Source organism: Streptomyces sp. NBC_00440 (assembly GCF_036014215.1).
Lineage (GTDB): Bacteria > Actinomycetota > Actinomycetes > Streptomycetales > Streptomycetaceae > Streptomyces.
This window is the reverse complement of sequence record NZ_CP107921.1, coordinates 900,655-914,248: the sequence shown is the minus strand read 5'-3', so window position 1 is coordinate 914,248 and position 13,594 is coordinate 900,655. Positions and strand designations below refer to the sequence as shown.

The 13,594-nt window shown below is 68.3% G+C and carries 11 protein-coding genes; 10 read left to right on the top strand and 1 reads right to left on the bottom strand.

From position 1 onward, the window contains the following. The first annotated feature begins 94 nt into the window (after positions 1-94). The 4 genes from OHB13_RS04115 to OHB13_RS04100 all read left to right on the top strand — a co-directional run bounded on the left by OHB13_RS04115 (position 95) and on the right by OHB13_RS04100 (position 4,767). Positions 95-838 (top strand): FadR/GntR family transcriptional regulator, encoded by a 744-nt coding sequence (locus OHB13_RS04115; protein ID WP_266859228.1) that lies wholly within the window; start codon positions 95-97, stop codon positions 836-838. 309 nt (positions 839-1,147) lie between these two features. Beyond that, positions 1,148-2,026: a cyclase family protein gene (locus tag OHB13_RS04110; protein WP_266859229.1), complete on the top strand. Its 879-nt coding sequence runs from the start codon at positions 1,148-1,150 to the stop codon at positions 2,024-2,026. Positions 2,027-2,048: 22 nt separating this feature from the next. Further along, complete coding sequence (locus OHB13_RS04105) at positions 2,049-3,629, top strand: AMP-binding protein (RefSeq protein WP_328375715.1); 1,581 nt, start codon at positions 2,049-2,051, stop codon at positions 3,627-3,629. A 76-nt stretch (positions 3,630-3,705) separates the two neighbouring features. Then, positions 3,706-4,767, top strand: a complete 1,062-nt coding sequence (locus OHB13_RS04100) for an SMP-30/gluconolactonase/LRE family protein (RefSeq protein WP_328375713.1) — start codon at positions 3,706-3,708, stop codon at positions 4,765-4,767. Positions 4,768-4,949: 182 nt separating this feature from the next. Here OHB13_RS04100 and OHB13_RS04095 read toward each other — a convergent pair whose 3' ends face one another. Next, positions 4,950-6,488 carry a class I adenylate-forming enzyme family protein gene (locus tag OHB13_RS04095; protein WP_266859235.1) on the bottom strand — a complete coding sequence of 513 codons (1,539 nt, stop codon included), beginning with the start codon at positions 6,486-6,488 and terminating at the stop codon, positions 4,950-4,952. Positions 6,489-6,905: 417 nt separating this feature from the next. Here OHB13_RS04095 and OHB13_RS04090 point away from each other — a divergent pair, with 417 nt between their 5' ends. The 6 genes from OHB13_RS04090 (at position 6,906) to OHB13_RS04065 (ending at position 13,474) form a co-directional block, all read left to right on the top strand. Then, positions 6,906-8,048 carry an acyl-CoA dehydrogenase family protein gene (locus OHB13_RS04090; RefSeq protein WP_266859237.1) on the top strand — a complete coding sequence of 381 codons (1,143 nt, stop codon included), beginning with the start codon at positions 6,906-6,908 and terminating at the stop codon, positions 8,046-8,048. Positions 8,049-8,050: 2 nt separating this feature from the next. Then, positions 8,051-8,980: an acyl-CoA dehydrogenase family protein gene (locus tag OHB13_RS04085; RefSeq protein ID WP_328375710.1), complete on the top strand. Its 930-nt coding sequence runs from the start codon at positions 8,051-8,053 to the stop codon at positions 8,978-8,980. Then, on the top strand, positions 8,977-9,924 hold the full coding sequence (locus OHB13_RS04080; protein ID WP_266859241.1) for an acyl-CoA dehydrogenase family protein: 948 nt from the start codon (positions 8,977-8,979) through the stop codon (positions 9,922-9,924). The genes OHB13_RS04085 and OHB13_RS04080 overlap by 4 nt, the downstream gene beginning before the upstream one ends. Then, positions 9,921-10,754, top strand: coding sequence for an enoyl-CoA hydratase/isomerase family protein (locus OHB13_RS04075; RefSeq protein ID WP_266859243.1), 834 nt, complete (start codon positions 9,921-9,923; stop codon positions 10,752-10,754). Before OHB13_RS04080 ends, OHB13_RS04075 begins: the two co-directional genes overlap by 4 nt. A gap of 1 nt (position 10,755) precedes the next feature. Further along, positions 10,756-11,880, top strand: coding sequence for an acyl-CoA dehydrogenase family protein (locus OHB13_RS04070; protein ID WP_328375705.1), 1,125 nt, complete (start codon positions 10,756-10,758; stop codon positions 11,878-11,880). A 163-nt stretch (positions 11,881-12,043) separates the two neighbouring features. Next, positions 12,044-13,474 carry an MFS transporter gene (locus OHB13_RS04065; protein ID WP_405945002.1) on the top strand — a complete coding sequence of 477 codons (1,431 nt, stop codon included), beginning with the start codon at positions 12,044-12,046 and terminating at the stop codon, positions 13,472-13,474. Positions 13,475-13,594: the final 120 nt, after the last annotated feature.

Sequence of the window (13,594 nt, the reverse complement as noted above, 5' to 3'; positions counted from 1 at the left end):
TCCCAGGTCAACTATAATGGGCCGCAGAAAGAGTGCTCTCTATGCACTGCGGTGTTGCCAAGGCAATGATTCTCAGACAGGGCAGATCTTCTCCATGACGGGTGACCCGAAGAGCGACGCTGCACCTGCCGGGCGCGGGAGCCGGCGACTCGCCGAGACTGTGGCGGGGCTGATCGAGAAGGACATCGTGAAGGAGGGCTGGCGCACCGGGTCGGTCCTCGGATCCGAACGGGAACTGATCGAACGCTACGGCGTGAGCCGTGCCGTGTTCCGCGAAGCCGTGCGGCTCATCGAGCATCACCAGATGGCGCGTATGCGTCGTGGTCCGGGTGGTGGCCTCGTCGTCACCGAACCGGATCCCGGCATCGTCCGCGATGCCGCGCGGGTCTATCTCCGGCATGCGGCCGTCAGCCGGCGCCAGCTGTTCGAGGCGCGGATGGCCCTCGAACTCGCAGGTGTCACCACGGCGATCGAGAACCTGACAGAGTCCGGAATCGCCCGCCTGACGGACGCGCTGGCGACCGAGCAGGAGCTGATCGACCGCGGTGTGACACTCGGGCACGCGCGGAACCTCCACAGTGTGATCGCCGAGTTGGCGGGCAATCCGGCGATCACCCTCTTCGTCGAGGTGCTGGCCCAGCTCGACCAGGACATGGTGCAGGACGAATGGGAGTCCGGCGACCAGCCGGACGAGGGCAGCCGCGATGCCGCGGTCAAGTCCCACCAGGCGCACCGGGCGATGGTCGCGGCGATCGTGGCGGGCGACGCTCCGCTCGCGCAACACCGGATGCGGCGGCACTTGCAAGCCGTGGCGGAGCTCCTGAAGAACGAGTCGTAACCACAAGTCCCCCCGGAACCGCCCGGAGCCCCTCGCCGTATAAAAAGTGCACTCTTTATCGGCGAAGGGGAGGGGCGGCGCTCCCGCCGCGCTCCCGGGCTAGGCAACTTACGTCCGATCCACTGCCGGGCTAGACCTTGTTCGAGTAATGAGTACACTGAACTGAAGCTGAGCAGAACGGGATACGCGGAGCGCAGTTGTGTCGTGGCTCCGGCGCGGACAGCGGGATCGGCGGCGGAGCCGATCGGTGTGCGGCCGGCCACGTCGCGATGCCGCGGATGAACCAGCACTCGCGAAAGGGACGTCCTCATGAACTCGCAGACCGGGCCGCACCACCAGGCAGACGACCTTCTCCGCAATCTCGGCGTTCCCACCAGAGGCGCGGTGTACGACCTGTCCTCGGGCTGGTGGCGGCACATGCCCACCTTTGACGGCTATCCGCGTTTCGAGGTCCTCACCTACAGCTCGCCGCAGGGCCAGCGGGCATCGCAGCGGTTCCCGTTCGACAATCCCGATGAGAACCAGGTCCAGATGGGCTATGTGTCCGAGCTCATGTCGGGCAGCCTGCACACCGGGACCCATATCGACGCGCTCTGCCATGTGACGTGCGGGGAGAACGACGAATGGCACGGGGGTGTGTCGGCGAATGAGGCGCTGGGCGACTACGGCGCCGAACGCGGGGACGCCTCCGAGTTGGCTCCCATCATCGGAAGAGGCGTTCTGCTGGACGTCCCCCGAGCGCTCGGCCTCGATGTCCTGCCGCCCCACTTCGCGATCGGTGAGCAGCATCTGCGGCAGGCCGCGGACGCTGCCGAGGTGACGATCCAGGCCGGGGACATCGTGCTGGTGCGGACGGGGCAGATGAAGTTCTGGCCCGACATCGACCTGGTCCGCAAGCACGGCGACGGCAGTGGTGTGGCACTGGACGGAGCGCAGTGGCTCGTGTCGCAGGGCGCCGGTTATGTGGGCGCGGACACCATGTCCTTCGAAGTGAGGCCGTCGACGGTGCCCGGGAACCAGCTCCCGGTGCATCTGTACCTGCTCCATGAGCAGGGCATCCACATCATGGAGTGGGTCAACTGCGAGGGCCTGGCGGCCGACGCGGTCTCCAGCTTCCTCTTCGTGGGCCTTCCGCTGACCATCCGCGGCGGCACAGGGTCGCCGCTCCGGCCGATCGCCGTGGCGTAACCGGGCGGGGAGGCGCGTCAACATGCACGGGATGGTCTTCTCCGAGCTGACTCCGGTGGCGTTCGCCGCGCGCGCCGCCAAAGTGTTCGCCGACCGCCTCGCGGTCGTCGACGGTGACATGCGGTACTCCTATGCCGAGCTCTGGCAACGGGCACAGGCGCTGGCCGGCGTGCTGGACGGGCACGGAGTGCGGCCGGGGGACCGGGTCGCGGTACTGGCCCCCAACACCCATGTGCTGCTGGAGGCGCACTACGGAGTGCCCCTGGCCGGCGCGGTCCTCGTGGCGCTCAACACCAGGCTGGCGCCCGCCGAGATCGCCTACATCCTCGACCACAGCGCCCCTGGCGTGGTGATCGTGGACGCCGCATGCCGTGACCTGCTGACCGAGGCGCTGAAGCACAGCGAGATCCGGCCGGCAGTGATCAACTCAGGGCGCCCGCAGGACGAGTACGAGTCCTCGCTGGCGGCCGCCACCCCGGGGGCGGTGGCGGTCACCGACGAGAGATCCCTGCTGTCGATCAACTACACCAGTGGTACGACCGGCCGGCCGAAGGGAGTGATGTACCACCACCGTGGTGCCTATCTCCAGGCGCTGGCGATGGCCTACCACGCCAAACTGGACACATCGGCGCGATATCTGTGGACGCTGCCGATGTTCCACACGAACGGCTGGTGCTTCCCGTGGGCGGTGACCGCGGCCGGGGCGGTGCACCACTGCCTGCGCAAGGTGAACCCGTCGGACATCTGGCATGCCATCCGCGAGAGCGGTGTCACCCACTTCTGTGCCGCACCCACCGTGCTGGCCATGCTGGCCGAGGACCCCGCCGCGGCAGCACCGGTCTCCCACCCGGTACAGGTGTTCGTCGGGGGTGCGCCGCCGTGGCCCGCACTGCTTGCCAGGATGAGCGCGCTCGGCATCGGGATCCGTCATCTCTACGGACTCACCGAGACGTTCGGGCCGGCCGTCGTGTGTGACCCGCAGCCCGAGTGGCGGGATCTGCCGGCCGAACAGCGCGCACCGCTGATGGCACGACAGGGCATCGCCAACGTCATCGCCGAACCGCTGCGGGTGGTCGATTCCGACGGTGCCGATGTGCCGGCTGATGCCAACACCCTCGGCGAGATCGTGCTGCGCGGCAACGACGTGATGCTCGGCTACTACCGCGACGACGAAGCGACCGCGGCCGCGGCGACCACCGATGGCTGGTTCCGCTCGGGCGACCTGGGCGTCATGCATCCGGACGGCTATGTCGAGCTGCGTGACCGGGCCAAGGACGTCATCATCTCCGGCGGCGAGAACATCACCTGCGTCGAAGTGGAGAGCGCGCTCGCGGAGCACCCAGCGGTGGTCGAGGCCGCGGTCGTCGGCACGCCGCACCCGAAATGGGGTGAGGTTCCGATCGCGTACGTCAAGCTCCGTGCCAACGCGTCGGTCACGGAAGCAGAACTCGTCACCTTCGTGCGGGCCAGGATCGCGGGGTTCAAGGCACCACGCCAAGTGGTCTTCGGCGAGCTGCCCAAGACGTCGACGGGAAAGATCCAGAAGAACCTGTTGCGGCAGCGGTCCGCTCATGCCGCGACCGATCAAGCCCCCTGCCAGTGACGTGACGGCATCCGGGATCCCGCAGCTGGGCCGCGGGCCGGAAGAACATGATCAAGAGCTGTGAATCAGGAGAGTCATGATCAAGACCAGGAAATCGCTCGCGTTCGCGGCCGCCTTGGTGGCCCTGGTCGCCGGCGGTTCGGCGGCCACGGCTGCTGCGAGTACGACCGGCGGCCGGGGTGCCGTCGCCACCTCGGACGCGGGGCGGGGGACGCCACAGCCGCGGGTCATCCGGGCGACTCAGGATGCCAGGGTGGCGCCTCTGGACCCGCCGTCGGCGTTCGGGCACGCGACCGTGCTGGAGGGGCCTGCCCTCGGACCCGACGGGCAGCTGTACTTCGTCGACTTCACCGCACCTGCGGGAAAGCCCAAGATCCTCCGGTACGACCTGCGGACGAAGGCCGTCAAGCCTCTCTACACCGACGCCACGAGCCGTTTCTCGTCCCTGCAGTTCAGCCCGGCCGACGGGAAGATCTACGTCACCGACTACGACCACGGGAAGATCGACCGGCTCAACCCCGACGGCACCGGCTTCACCACTGTCTTCTCGGGTCCGGTGGACGGCCGGTCGATGGTGCCCGACGACATCGCCTTCAACAAGGCGGGGGACATGTACATAACCGACTACCAGGGCTCGCTGAAGAAGCCCGACGGCCGGGTCGTACGTCTCGACGCCGACGGCAGCAATCCGATCGTCCTGCAGGACGGCCTGTCCGATCCCAACGGCATCTCGTTCACCCCGGACTTCTCCGGCCTGTGGGTGGGCGAGTACAACCTCGGCCGGGAGAACTACTTCACTCTGGCGCCCGACGGGAAGAGCTTCACCGGAGGCGGCGTCGGGATGTCCGCCAATGTCGGCACCGCCGGCTTCGACTCCAACACCGTCGACTCCGCGGGCAACGTGTACCAGGTGGTGCTCGGCGCCGGGAAGATCCTCGTGTGGAACCGGACCGGAGACCTGATCGCCACGATCGCCATTCCGCAGAAGCCGAAGCCGGAACTCCTCGTCAGCAACCTGGTCATCAAGCCGGGCACCACCCACGGGTACATCACCGTGGGCGGAGACAACGGCGGCTACATCTATAAGTTCCGTGCGCTCGCACCGGGGATCCCGCAGTCCAACGGCGGAGGCGCCTGAGAGCTCCGCACACCATGCCTGCGCGGCCGGCGACGGTGAACACGTCGCCGGCCGACGCCGGATGGACGCCTTCCGCATGAGCCGACGGCGGCATCGCTTCCCGGGCCGGACACTGTTGCAGTGTCCGGCCCGGGAAGCGATGCCGCCGTTCGACGATGTACGGGTACGGGCGGGGCGACGCGTTATCCCTCAGCGCCGTGGCCCGCGGTTTCGGCCAGCGCTTCCGCGCGCACACGCCGGCGATCGGGCTTGCTGTTCGGGGTGAGTGGGATCGCGTCGAGCAGGCGCAGGTTCTTGGGGATCTTGTATCCGGCCAAATCCGCCCGGCAGAAGCTGCGCAGCTCCTCCAGATCAACCGTCTTGTCCTGGACGGCCACGATGCCGGCTTCGACGCGCTCCCCCCAGTGCCCGTCGGGCAGGCCGTACACCACGGCGTCGGCCACCAGCGGGTGCCGGAGGATCACTTCCTCCACCTCCCGTGGGTAGACGTTCTCACCACCGCTGATGATCACCTCCTTCGTACGCCCGGCGATGAACACCCAGCCGTCCTCCGTCCGTGAGGCACGGTCACCGATGTGCACGCCATCGGCCCGGAACGTCTCCTCGGTCTCCTCCGGCATTCCGTAGTACCCGTGGGCCTGCCAGGGGCAGGCGACCACGAGGTCGCCGACGACACCTGCGGGGACCTCGCGGCCGTCCCCGTCGAGGATCCGGACGACCGCGCCGGGGAGCGGCCTGCCCACACCGGTGAACCGGCCGGCCAGCAGGTCTTCGTGGTCGAATCCCATGACCGAGCCGAATTCGGTGGCGCCGAATCCGGCACGAATCCTGGCGTTGGGGAAGTCACGCAGCAGACCGCGTACGAAGTCGTCCGTGGACGGAGCCGACCCGAAACGGATCGCCGTGACGTTCTCGCGGCGGGTGGTGGCGAAGTCGGGGTGTCCGCGCAGCGCGGCGAACATCGTCGGCGCACCCATCAGACGGCTGGCGCCACGGTCGATGGCAGCGAGCGCGGAACCGGCGTCGAACCGCCGCTGGATCCAGACCTCCCCACCCGCGAGCAGGGGGGCCAACAGGTTCGTGCCCAGCGTGATGTGGAAGAACGGGGAGAAGAACAGCTCGATATCGGTGACCGTTCGCGGGTTCCCGTGTGCGCAGGTGTTGAGCCAGAGCCACAGGCTGCGATGGGTGTGGAACACGCCCTTCGGCGTTCCGGTCGTGCCGCCGGTCGCGAAGATGACGGCCGGGGCGTCCTCGGCCGGGGGTGCGAGAGGCTCGCCGTGGGCCGCCAGCGGGGCGGTCCGGTCCGCGATGGGCATCCGGTCGGCGGCGGCCGGCAGCTCGATGACCCGGCAGCCCGTCTCATGAGCCAGGGACGTATGGGCGGGGTCCGCGATCACGGCACTCGGGCGGAGTGTGGCGAGGTAGGAGCGTGCTTCCGGCCCGGTCAGGCGGTCGTTGAGCGGTGCGGCCACCAGGCCGGCGGCCATGGCGCCGAGGATGACCACCGTGTGCGGTATCGACGGCTCCATGGCCGTCACGACCCGGTCGCCGGGGTGCAGGCCGGCACGCCGCAGCCCCAGGGCAACAGCATCCATCGCCCCGACCAGCTCGGTAAATGTCAGTTCGCCGGAGTCGTCACGCAGCGCTCGTCCATGGGCCCCGTGCGGCCCGGCGCCGATCGTGCGCAGCCAGTTCGGCAGTGTCAGTACATCAGCCACGGAGTTGCTCCCTTGGTCGTCAGCCGGCGCAGTCAGCGCGAGAGTTTCCGCCAGGCTATCGGCTAAAACGGCAATTGAGTGCCATCTTCTTGCATTGATTGATCAGTTCGCGCTCGGCTCCGGACTCCCGGCGTGCGCGTGTCGGGATCGCCTCCGGGCCCCTGGTGGGTCGATCGATCCCTCGCCGTAAGGCCTGCGTGCTGACGTGGCACTGCCGATCACCGGGCCGAGCGGGCCGAAGCTGCGACGCCCCGCCTTCGGTCGTGCGAGAGGCCTTGCCGCTGGCCCAATAAAGTGTACTCTTTTCTCCAGAGCGCCTTGCTCCTCGGATGGGAGCGACCGACGTGGCACCACGGGATGCGCTCGCTCCTCAAGGTGCAGCGCGGGAGGCGCACGACCGAACACGGGGAGGGACTGATGGAATTCGCTTTGAGTGAGGCCGACACGGCGTTTCGGAGCGACCTCGTCGGCTTTCTTGACCAAGAACTGGCCGACGGATGGAACCGCTCCGAGCACGGTCTCGGCAGCGCGGTGTACACCGACTTCTCAAGAGGCTTCGTGCACACCCTGGCGGCCAAGGGGTGGCTCACCCCGCACTGGCCGCCGGAGTACGGCGGCGGTGGCCAGGGGGCGTGGCAGCACTTCGTGCTCGGCGAGGAGATGTGGAAGCGGGGGGAGCCCCGCGGCCCGCAGTACATGAATGTGAACTGGGTCGGCCCCTCGATCATCAAGTACGGCACGGAGGAACAGAAGAAGGAGCTCCTGCCGCCGATCACCCGGGGCGAAGTCTTCTGGTGCCAGGGCTTCTCCGAGCCGGAGGCGGGTACCGACCTGGCGTCCCTGCGGACCCGCGCGGACCGCGACGGTGAGGACTACGTCCTCAACGGCCAGAAGATCTGGACGTCGTATGCGAACGCGGCCGACTACTGCTTCCTCCTGGCGCGCACCGGTTCCGTGTCGGACGGCCGGAACGGGATCTCCGTCTTCCTGCTGCCGCTGAAGACGCCGGGTGTCGAAGTCAGGCGCATCGACGGGTTCGTCGGGGACCACTCGTTCAACGAACTGTTCCTCACGGACGTCAGGATTCCCAGGAACTGCCTGCTCGGCGAGGAGAACAAGGGCTGGGACATCGTCCGCCGGACACTCGCCTACGAGCGCGTCGGCGCCCCGCGTTACGCGCGTGCGGCTCTTGTTCTCGACGGGCTCGCCGACTGGTGCCGAACGGCCGGCCTGCTCACGGATCCCGGCGTACAGGAGCAGTTCGGCGATGCGCGAGCGCTCTGTGAGGCTGCTCGTGTCCTTGTCTACCGAGTCATCGACGAGCGGGCCAAGGCGAAGGAACCCTCGCCGCTGGCCTACCAGGCCCGCGCGGCGATGGTCCAGGCCGAGCGTGCGGTCGGCGACCTCGCGCTCGATGTCATGGGAAGCGAAGCCCTGGTCGAGAAGTCGCCCGGCGATGCGCAGTTCCGCAACTCGCTCGGCGCCGGCATCGCCGCAGGGAGCTATGAAGTCCAGCTCAACCTGATCAGCCGCCTGATCCTGAAGCTGCCGAAGGAATAGACGTGGATTTCGAACGATCGGATACGCAACACGCGCTGCTGGACGCACTGGGCACCCTGCTGAGCCGGCACGCCGGCACCCAGCGTTGCCGAGAGCTCGCCGAGCGCGGGGCATACGACCACGAGCTCGAATCCGAGCTGCGCGCGGCCGGCTTCCTCGACGTGTTCGGCGAGGACGGCGCGGGGCCGCTGGAAGCCACCCTCGCGGTCGAACAGATCAGTGCCGAACTCGGCGCGATCACTCCGGTACCGCATCTGCTCGTGCTGCCCGCGCTCGGGCTGCCGGTACCCGAGGGCCCGGTCGTCCTGGCCGGCCGCGACGGGTCGGGCCCGGTGCGGTACGGCAGCGAGGCCAGGCAGATCCTCACCGCCGGGGCCGATCGCTGCGTCGCGGCGGAGCTGAGTCCTGACGACGCGGAGCCGGTTCCGTCGGCGTACGGCTATCCGCTGGCCCGGGTGGTTCCGCGCCGCGCCGAGGACCTCGCTCCCGGGACGTCACAGACGATGATGAACTGGTGGCGTGTCGGGGTCTGTGCCGAGGCTCTCGGGATGATGCAGAGGGCGTTCGACCTCACCGTCCAGTACGCGAAGGACCGCACCGTGTTCGGGCGCGCCCTCGGTTCGTTCCAGGCGTTGCAGCACCGTCTCGCCGAGGTGAGTGTGCTGGTCGAAGGGGCGCGCTGGCTCACCTACGAGGCGGCGTTCCGCGGCGCCACCACGGAGTCGTCGGCTGTCGCCGCCGCGCACACGATGGCCGCACTGAACCGGCTGACGCGGGAAACACACCAGATCACGGGTGCTGTCGGGCTGACCAGGGAACACGACCTCCACCTCTGGACGCTTCGTCTGCAAGCGCTCAGAGCGGAGCTCGGTGGACTGCGCGCGCACCGGCGTGCCGTGGTGACATCTCGCTGGGAAGTCGCGGCGGCATGAGCGAACCTGTCACGTTCACCCCGGATCAGGAAGCGCTCGCCGGGTCCGTCCGGAGCTACTGCGCGGCCCGGTGCCCCGAAGAAGTCCAGCGTGCGGGTTCGGATTCGTTTCCCTGGCCGTTCTGGTACGGGCTGGCCGAACTCGGTGTGCTGTCGTTGGCCGTGCCCGGTGAGGAGGGCGGGGCGGGTGAGATCTCCGCCGTCGCCATGGAGCTGGGACGTGCCTTCGCGCCCGGGCCGTTGGCGGCCACCGTCTTCGCGGCACATACGCTGCCGTCCGCGCACTCGCTCCCCGTGGTCTCCGGCGACAGCCTGGTGTCCTGGGGATGCCCCCCGCTGATGCCCTGGTCGCCGGTCGCCGACGTCTTCATCGAGACGGACGGCGAGCGGGCCTGGCTCGCGCGTCCGGCCGGTGAGGTGAACCCGCTGGAGACCCTCGGCAACGAGCCATGGGGACGTGTTCCGCTGGAGCGCGTACTCCCGCTGGAAGGCGTTCGGGAGGGAACGGACCTCTCGAACATGGCGCTTGCCGGGTATCTGTGGGGCGCGGGGAAGCGCGTGCTGGACGCCGCGGTCGAGCACGCACGTACGCGAGTCCAGTTCGGCCGCGCCATCGGCACCTTTCAAGCCGTCGCACATCCGATCGCGAACGCCGGCCTCGGACTTGAGGCCGCGGAGAAGCTGATCAAGGTCGCCGCGCGGGCGGTCGACCACGGTCACCCCCAGGCGTCCGGCCTCGCGTCCGCCGCGCGGCTGTCCGCATCGAGAGCCGCCATGGACGCGGCTTTCGTCTCCCACCAGACGCACGGTGCCATGGGCTACTCCGTGGAAGGGCCGGTCGGCCACATCGCGCAGCGCATCCGGCAGCTCTCCATGTTGCCGTCACATGCGAACGAAACAGGCGAACAGGTATTGGCGATGTATTCGGAGAGTGGTCGGGAATGACGCAGGACCAGGATCATCCGGCGGACGTCGAAGAGCCGGAGGTGCTCTTCGAGAAGCGTGAACACGTCGCGTACATCACGCTCAATCGACCGCACAAGGGAAACTCCCTGACCGGCACGATGATGCCGCAGATGAAGGCCGTATGGAGTGAGGTCCGGGACGACCCGTGGATCCGGGCGGCCATCGTCACCGGCGCAGGCGACCGGCACCTGTGCACCGGCGCGGACGTGAACGTCGTCGCCGGCCGGGGCGGCATGAGCACCGGCACGGGGCCGCTGACCGACGAGGTCTTCTGGTCGCCGCGGCAGAACCGGGTGTGGAAGCCGGTCATCTGCGCGGTCAACGGCCTGGCGGCCGGAGCCGGGCTGCACTTCGTGGTCGACGCCGACATCGTGGTCGCATCGGAGCAGGCGAGTTTCATGGACACCCATGTCAATGTCGGCCTGGTGGGGGCGATGGAGAACATCGGTCTCGCCAAGCGGCTGCCGCTGGGCTCCGCGCTGCGGATGACCTTGATGGGCAAGGGCTACCGGATGCCGGCCGAGCGCGCGTACCAGCTGGGGCTGGTGGACGAACTGGTCGCCCACGGACAACTCATGGACACAGCCGAAGAGATGGCGCAGTGCATCGCCAAGAACTCGCCGGCCGCGGTGTCGCTCTCGCAGCAGGCGATCTGGGGGTCGCTGGAAATGGGATACACCCAGGCGTGCGAGTACGGATGGTCGCTCCTGCGGATGCACTGGGCACACCCCGACTCGAAGGAAGGCCCCCGGGCGTTCAGTGAGGGGCGCGAACCGAAGTGGACCACCGCGGCCGGCAAGGACGACTGACATGGACTATGGATTCACCCCCGAGGAGGAGGCGTTTCGCAGCGAGGTACTGGAGTTCCTCGCCGACTTCCAGGGGCTGGACGGCTACTTCCACCGCCGTGAGGGCACGGGGGAGGGCGTACGGAGGGTCTACCGGGCGCTCGGGGAGCGCGGTTGGCTGTCACTGTCCTGGCCCGCGGAGTTCGGCGGCGGGGGGTTGTCACCCGCGTACGAGTTCATCCTGTGGGACGAGATGGCCTATGCGCGGGTCGCCCGGCCGCCGATGGGTCCGGGCCTCGTCGCCAAGGCGCTCATGACCCACGGGACGGCCGAGCAGTGCGAACGTTTCCTCCCGGGGCTCCGGCTCGGACAGATCAACTTCGCGCTCGGCTATTCGGAGCCGGACGCCGGTTCGGATCTGGCGGCAGTGCGGACCCGGGCGACGCGAGCCGGTGACGACTACGAGATCAACGGCGCGAAGTGCTGGACTTCCAACGCCCACTGGGCCGACTACATCTGGCTGCTCTGCCGGACCGGAGCCCCCGACAGCAGATCGCGCGGACTCAGTGTCCTGATCGTTCCCCTGGACCAGCCCGGCGTCTCGGTCTCCCCGATCCCGACCCATGACGGCGGTCGCCTGAACGAGGTCCGGTTCGACGGCGTACGGGTCCCGGCCGGGAACCGGGTCGGCGGCGAGAACGACGGGTGGCAGGTGGTCGCGTCCGCGCTCGCGGTCGAACGACATGTCCAGTTCCCGCCGAAGCGGCTGCGAAGGGACCTCCAGGACCTCCTCACCTGGACGGAGAAGTCGGGCCTGAGCCACGATCCCGTCGTCCGCCGGCGGCTGTGCGACCTCGCCGTGAAAGTGGCGGAGGCCGAGGCGCTGGCGCTGGCGCTGCTCGGCGAGATCATCAGCGGTGAACCCTCGGCGGTCCCGGCGGCGTACCACAAACTGGCCGGCACCCTGCTCGCCCAGGAGATCGCGCGTTCGGCCATGGAGTTCGGATCGGGCGAGGCGCTGATCAAGGACACCGATGTCGAGTTCATGTGGCGGCAGGCCATCCTGGAAACCGTCGGCGGCGGAACATCGGAAATGATGCGCGGACTCATCGCACGACAGGCGTTCGGGCTCGACAGCAAAGGCTGAGAGCCGTCGCGCAGTTGCCGGTCACAGGAAAACTGATCCAGGTCTCGCTCATGTGAGGCCCGTTCTCCCGGAATTCACCGAGGAGAACGGGCCCTGCACACACCGCGGAAACCGCTCATCGTTCACCAACCCGCAACATCCCTCACGCTCAAGGGAGTCAGGCATGTCCGCTGCACCCTCCGCGTCGTCCCCGGAAAGCCCCGAGAGATCCGCAGGGTCCGGGATACCACCCACGGCAACGGATCCCGCACTGCTGCGCAAAGTGGCACTGTCGAGCCTGCTCGGCACCGTCATCGAGTACTACGACTTCCTGCTCTACGGCACGATGGCAGCCCTGGTCTTCGGCCCGTTGTTCTTCCCCGAGTCGAACTCCACGGTCGGCACGATCGCCTCGTTCGGGACACTGGCCGCCGGCTATGTCGCGCGGCCAGTCGGGGGCGCTGTATTCGGGCACTTCGGCGACCGGCTCGGACGCAAGACCGTGCTCATCGTGACGATGGTCCTCATGGGCGCGGCGAGCTCCCTGATCGGACTGCTGCCCACGTACGCGACGATCGGCGTCGCGGCTCCCGTGCTGCTGATCCTGTTCCGTATCGTCCAGGGCATCGCCATCGGCGGTGAATGGGGCGGCGCCACGCTGATGGTCGTCGAGCACGCCGACGCACGGCGCCGCGGCCTGTGGAACGGCGTGATGCAGATGGGGTCACCGATCGGATTCCTCCTGTCCAGCCTTGTGGTCACCGCGATCACGCTCCTTCCCCAGGACCGGTTCATGGCGTGGGGCTGGCGCATCCCGTTCCTGTTCAGCGCGCTGCTGGTCGGCATCGGCCTGTATGTGCGCATCAGCGTCACGGAGAGCCCGCTGTTCCAGCAGGCGGCGCGGGCCCGGGACGAGCAGGCCGCGGCACAGCCACCCCGTATCCCCCTGGCACAGGTGCTGCGGGCGCCCCGTGTCCTCGTCCTCGCCTGCGCGGTCGGCATCGGCCCCTTCGCCCTGACCGCCCTGATCGGGACCTTCATGCTCACCTACGCCAAGGCCGTCGGGTATGAGACGTCCGACGTGATGACCGGCCTCACGGCCACCTCGATCACCGGGCTGGTGGCCATCCCGTTGTTCTCCGCGCTGTCGGACCGCGTTGGCCGCCGGGCGGTGTCGATGGGGGGCGCCGCGGGTATCGTCCTGCTCGCTTTCCCGATCTACGCCCTGATCAACACGGGGTCCGTCGCTCTGCTGATCCTCGGCATGGTGCTGGGACAGGTGGTGCAGAACGCGATGTACGCACCGCTGGGGCCACTGCTGTCCGAGATGTTCGGCACCCAGGTGCGCTACACCGGAGCATCCATGGGCTACCAGCTGGCCGCACTGATCGGCGGTGGCTTCACCCCGCTCTTCGCGAGCAGCCGGCTCTCGGCTTCGGGCAGCATCTCCAGCACCCCCCTCGCCATCCTCGCCATCGTCTGCGGGCTGATCACCGCACTCGCCATCTGGCGCACCGCCGAAACCCGCGGCCGGGACCTGTCCGAGGACCCGGGCGCGGAGCCACTCGGTCAGGTGACGCAGGGCGTGCTGGACAGATCGACCGGCGGAGAGTAGACAAGCACGCCAAGCTCCTGGTGAGTACGGGTCATCCTGTTCGAGAACCCGTCCGCCAGGAGCTTCGCCATGTTGTACGTCGGTACCGATCTACGAGTGAGGCGTGTGTGCGGAGCTTCT

What these genes read in the sequence shown, in the direction of transcription:
- OHB13_RS04115 (WP_266859228.1), top strand. Translation starts at nt 95, where the DNA reads ATGACGGGTGACCCGAAGAGCGACGCTGCACCTGCCGGGCGCGGGAGC.
- OHB13_RS04110 (WP_266859229.1), top strand. Translation starts at nt 1,148, where the DNA reads ATGAACTCGCAGACCGGGCCGCACCACCAGGCAGACGACCTTCTCCGC.
- OHB13_RS04105 (WP_328375715.1), top strand. Translation starts at nt 2,049, where the DNA reads ATGCACGGGATGGTCTTCTCCGAGCTGACTCCGGTGGCGTTCGCCGCG.
- OHB13_RS04100 (WP_328375713.1), top strand. Translation starts at nt 3,706, where the DNA reads ATGATCAAGACCAGGAAATCGCTCGCGTTCGCGGCCGCCTTGGTGGCC.
- OHB13_RS04090 (WP_266859237.1), top strand. Translation starts at nt 6,906, where the DNA reads ATGGAATTCGCTTTGAGTGAGGCCGACACGGCGTTTCGGAGCGACCTC.
- OHB13_RS04080 (WP_266859241.1), top strand. Translation starts at nt 8,977, where the DNA reads ATGAGCGAACCTGTCACGTTCACCCCGGATCAGGAAGCGCTCGCCGGG.
- OHB13_RS04075 (WP_266859243.1), top strand. Translation starts at nt 9,921, where the DNA reads ATGACGCAGGACCAGGATCATCCGGCGGACGTCGAAGAGCCGGAGGTG.
- OHB13_RS04070 (WP_328375705.1), top strand. Translation starts at nt 10,756, where the DNA reads ATGGACTATGGATTCACCCCCGAGGAGGAGGCGTTTCGCAGCGAGGTA.
- OHB13_RS04065 (WP_405945002.1), top strand. Translation starts at nt 12,044, where the DNA reads ATGTCCGCTGCACCCTCCGCGTCGTCCCCGGAAAGCCCCGAGAGATCC.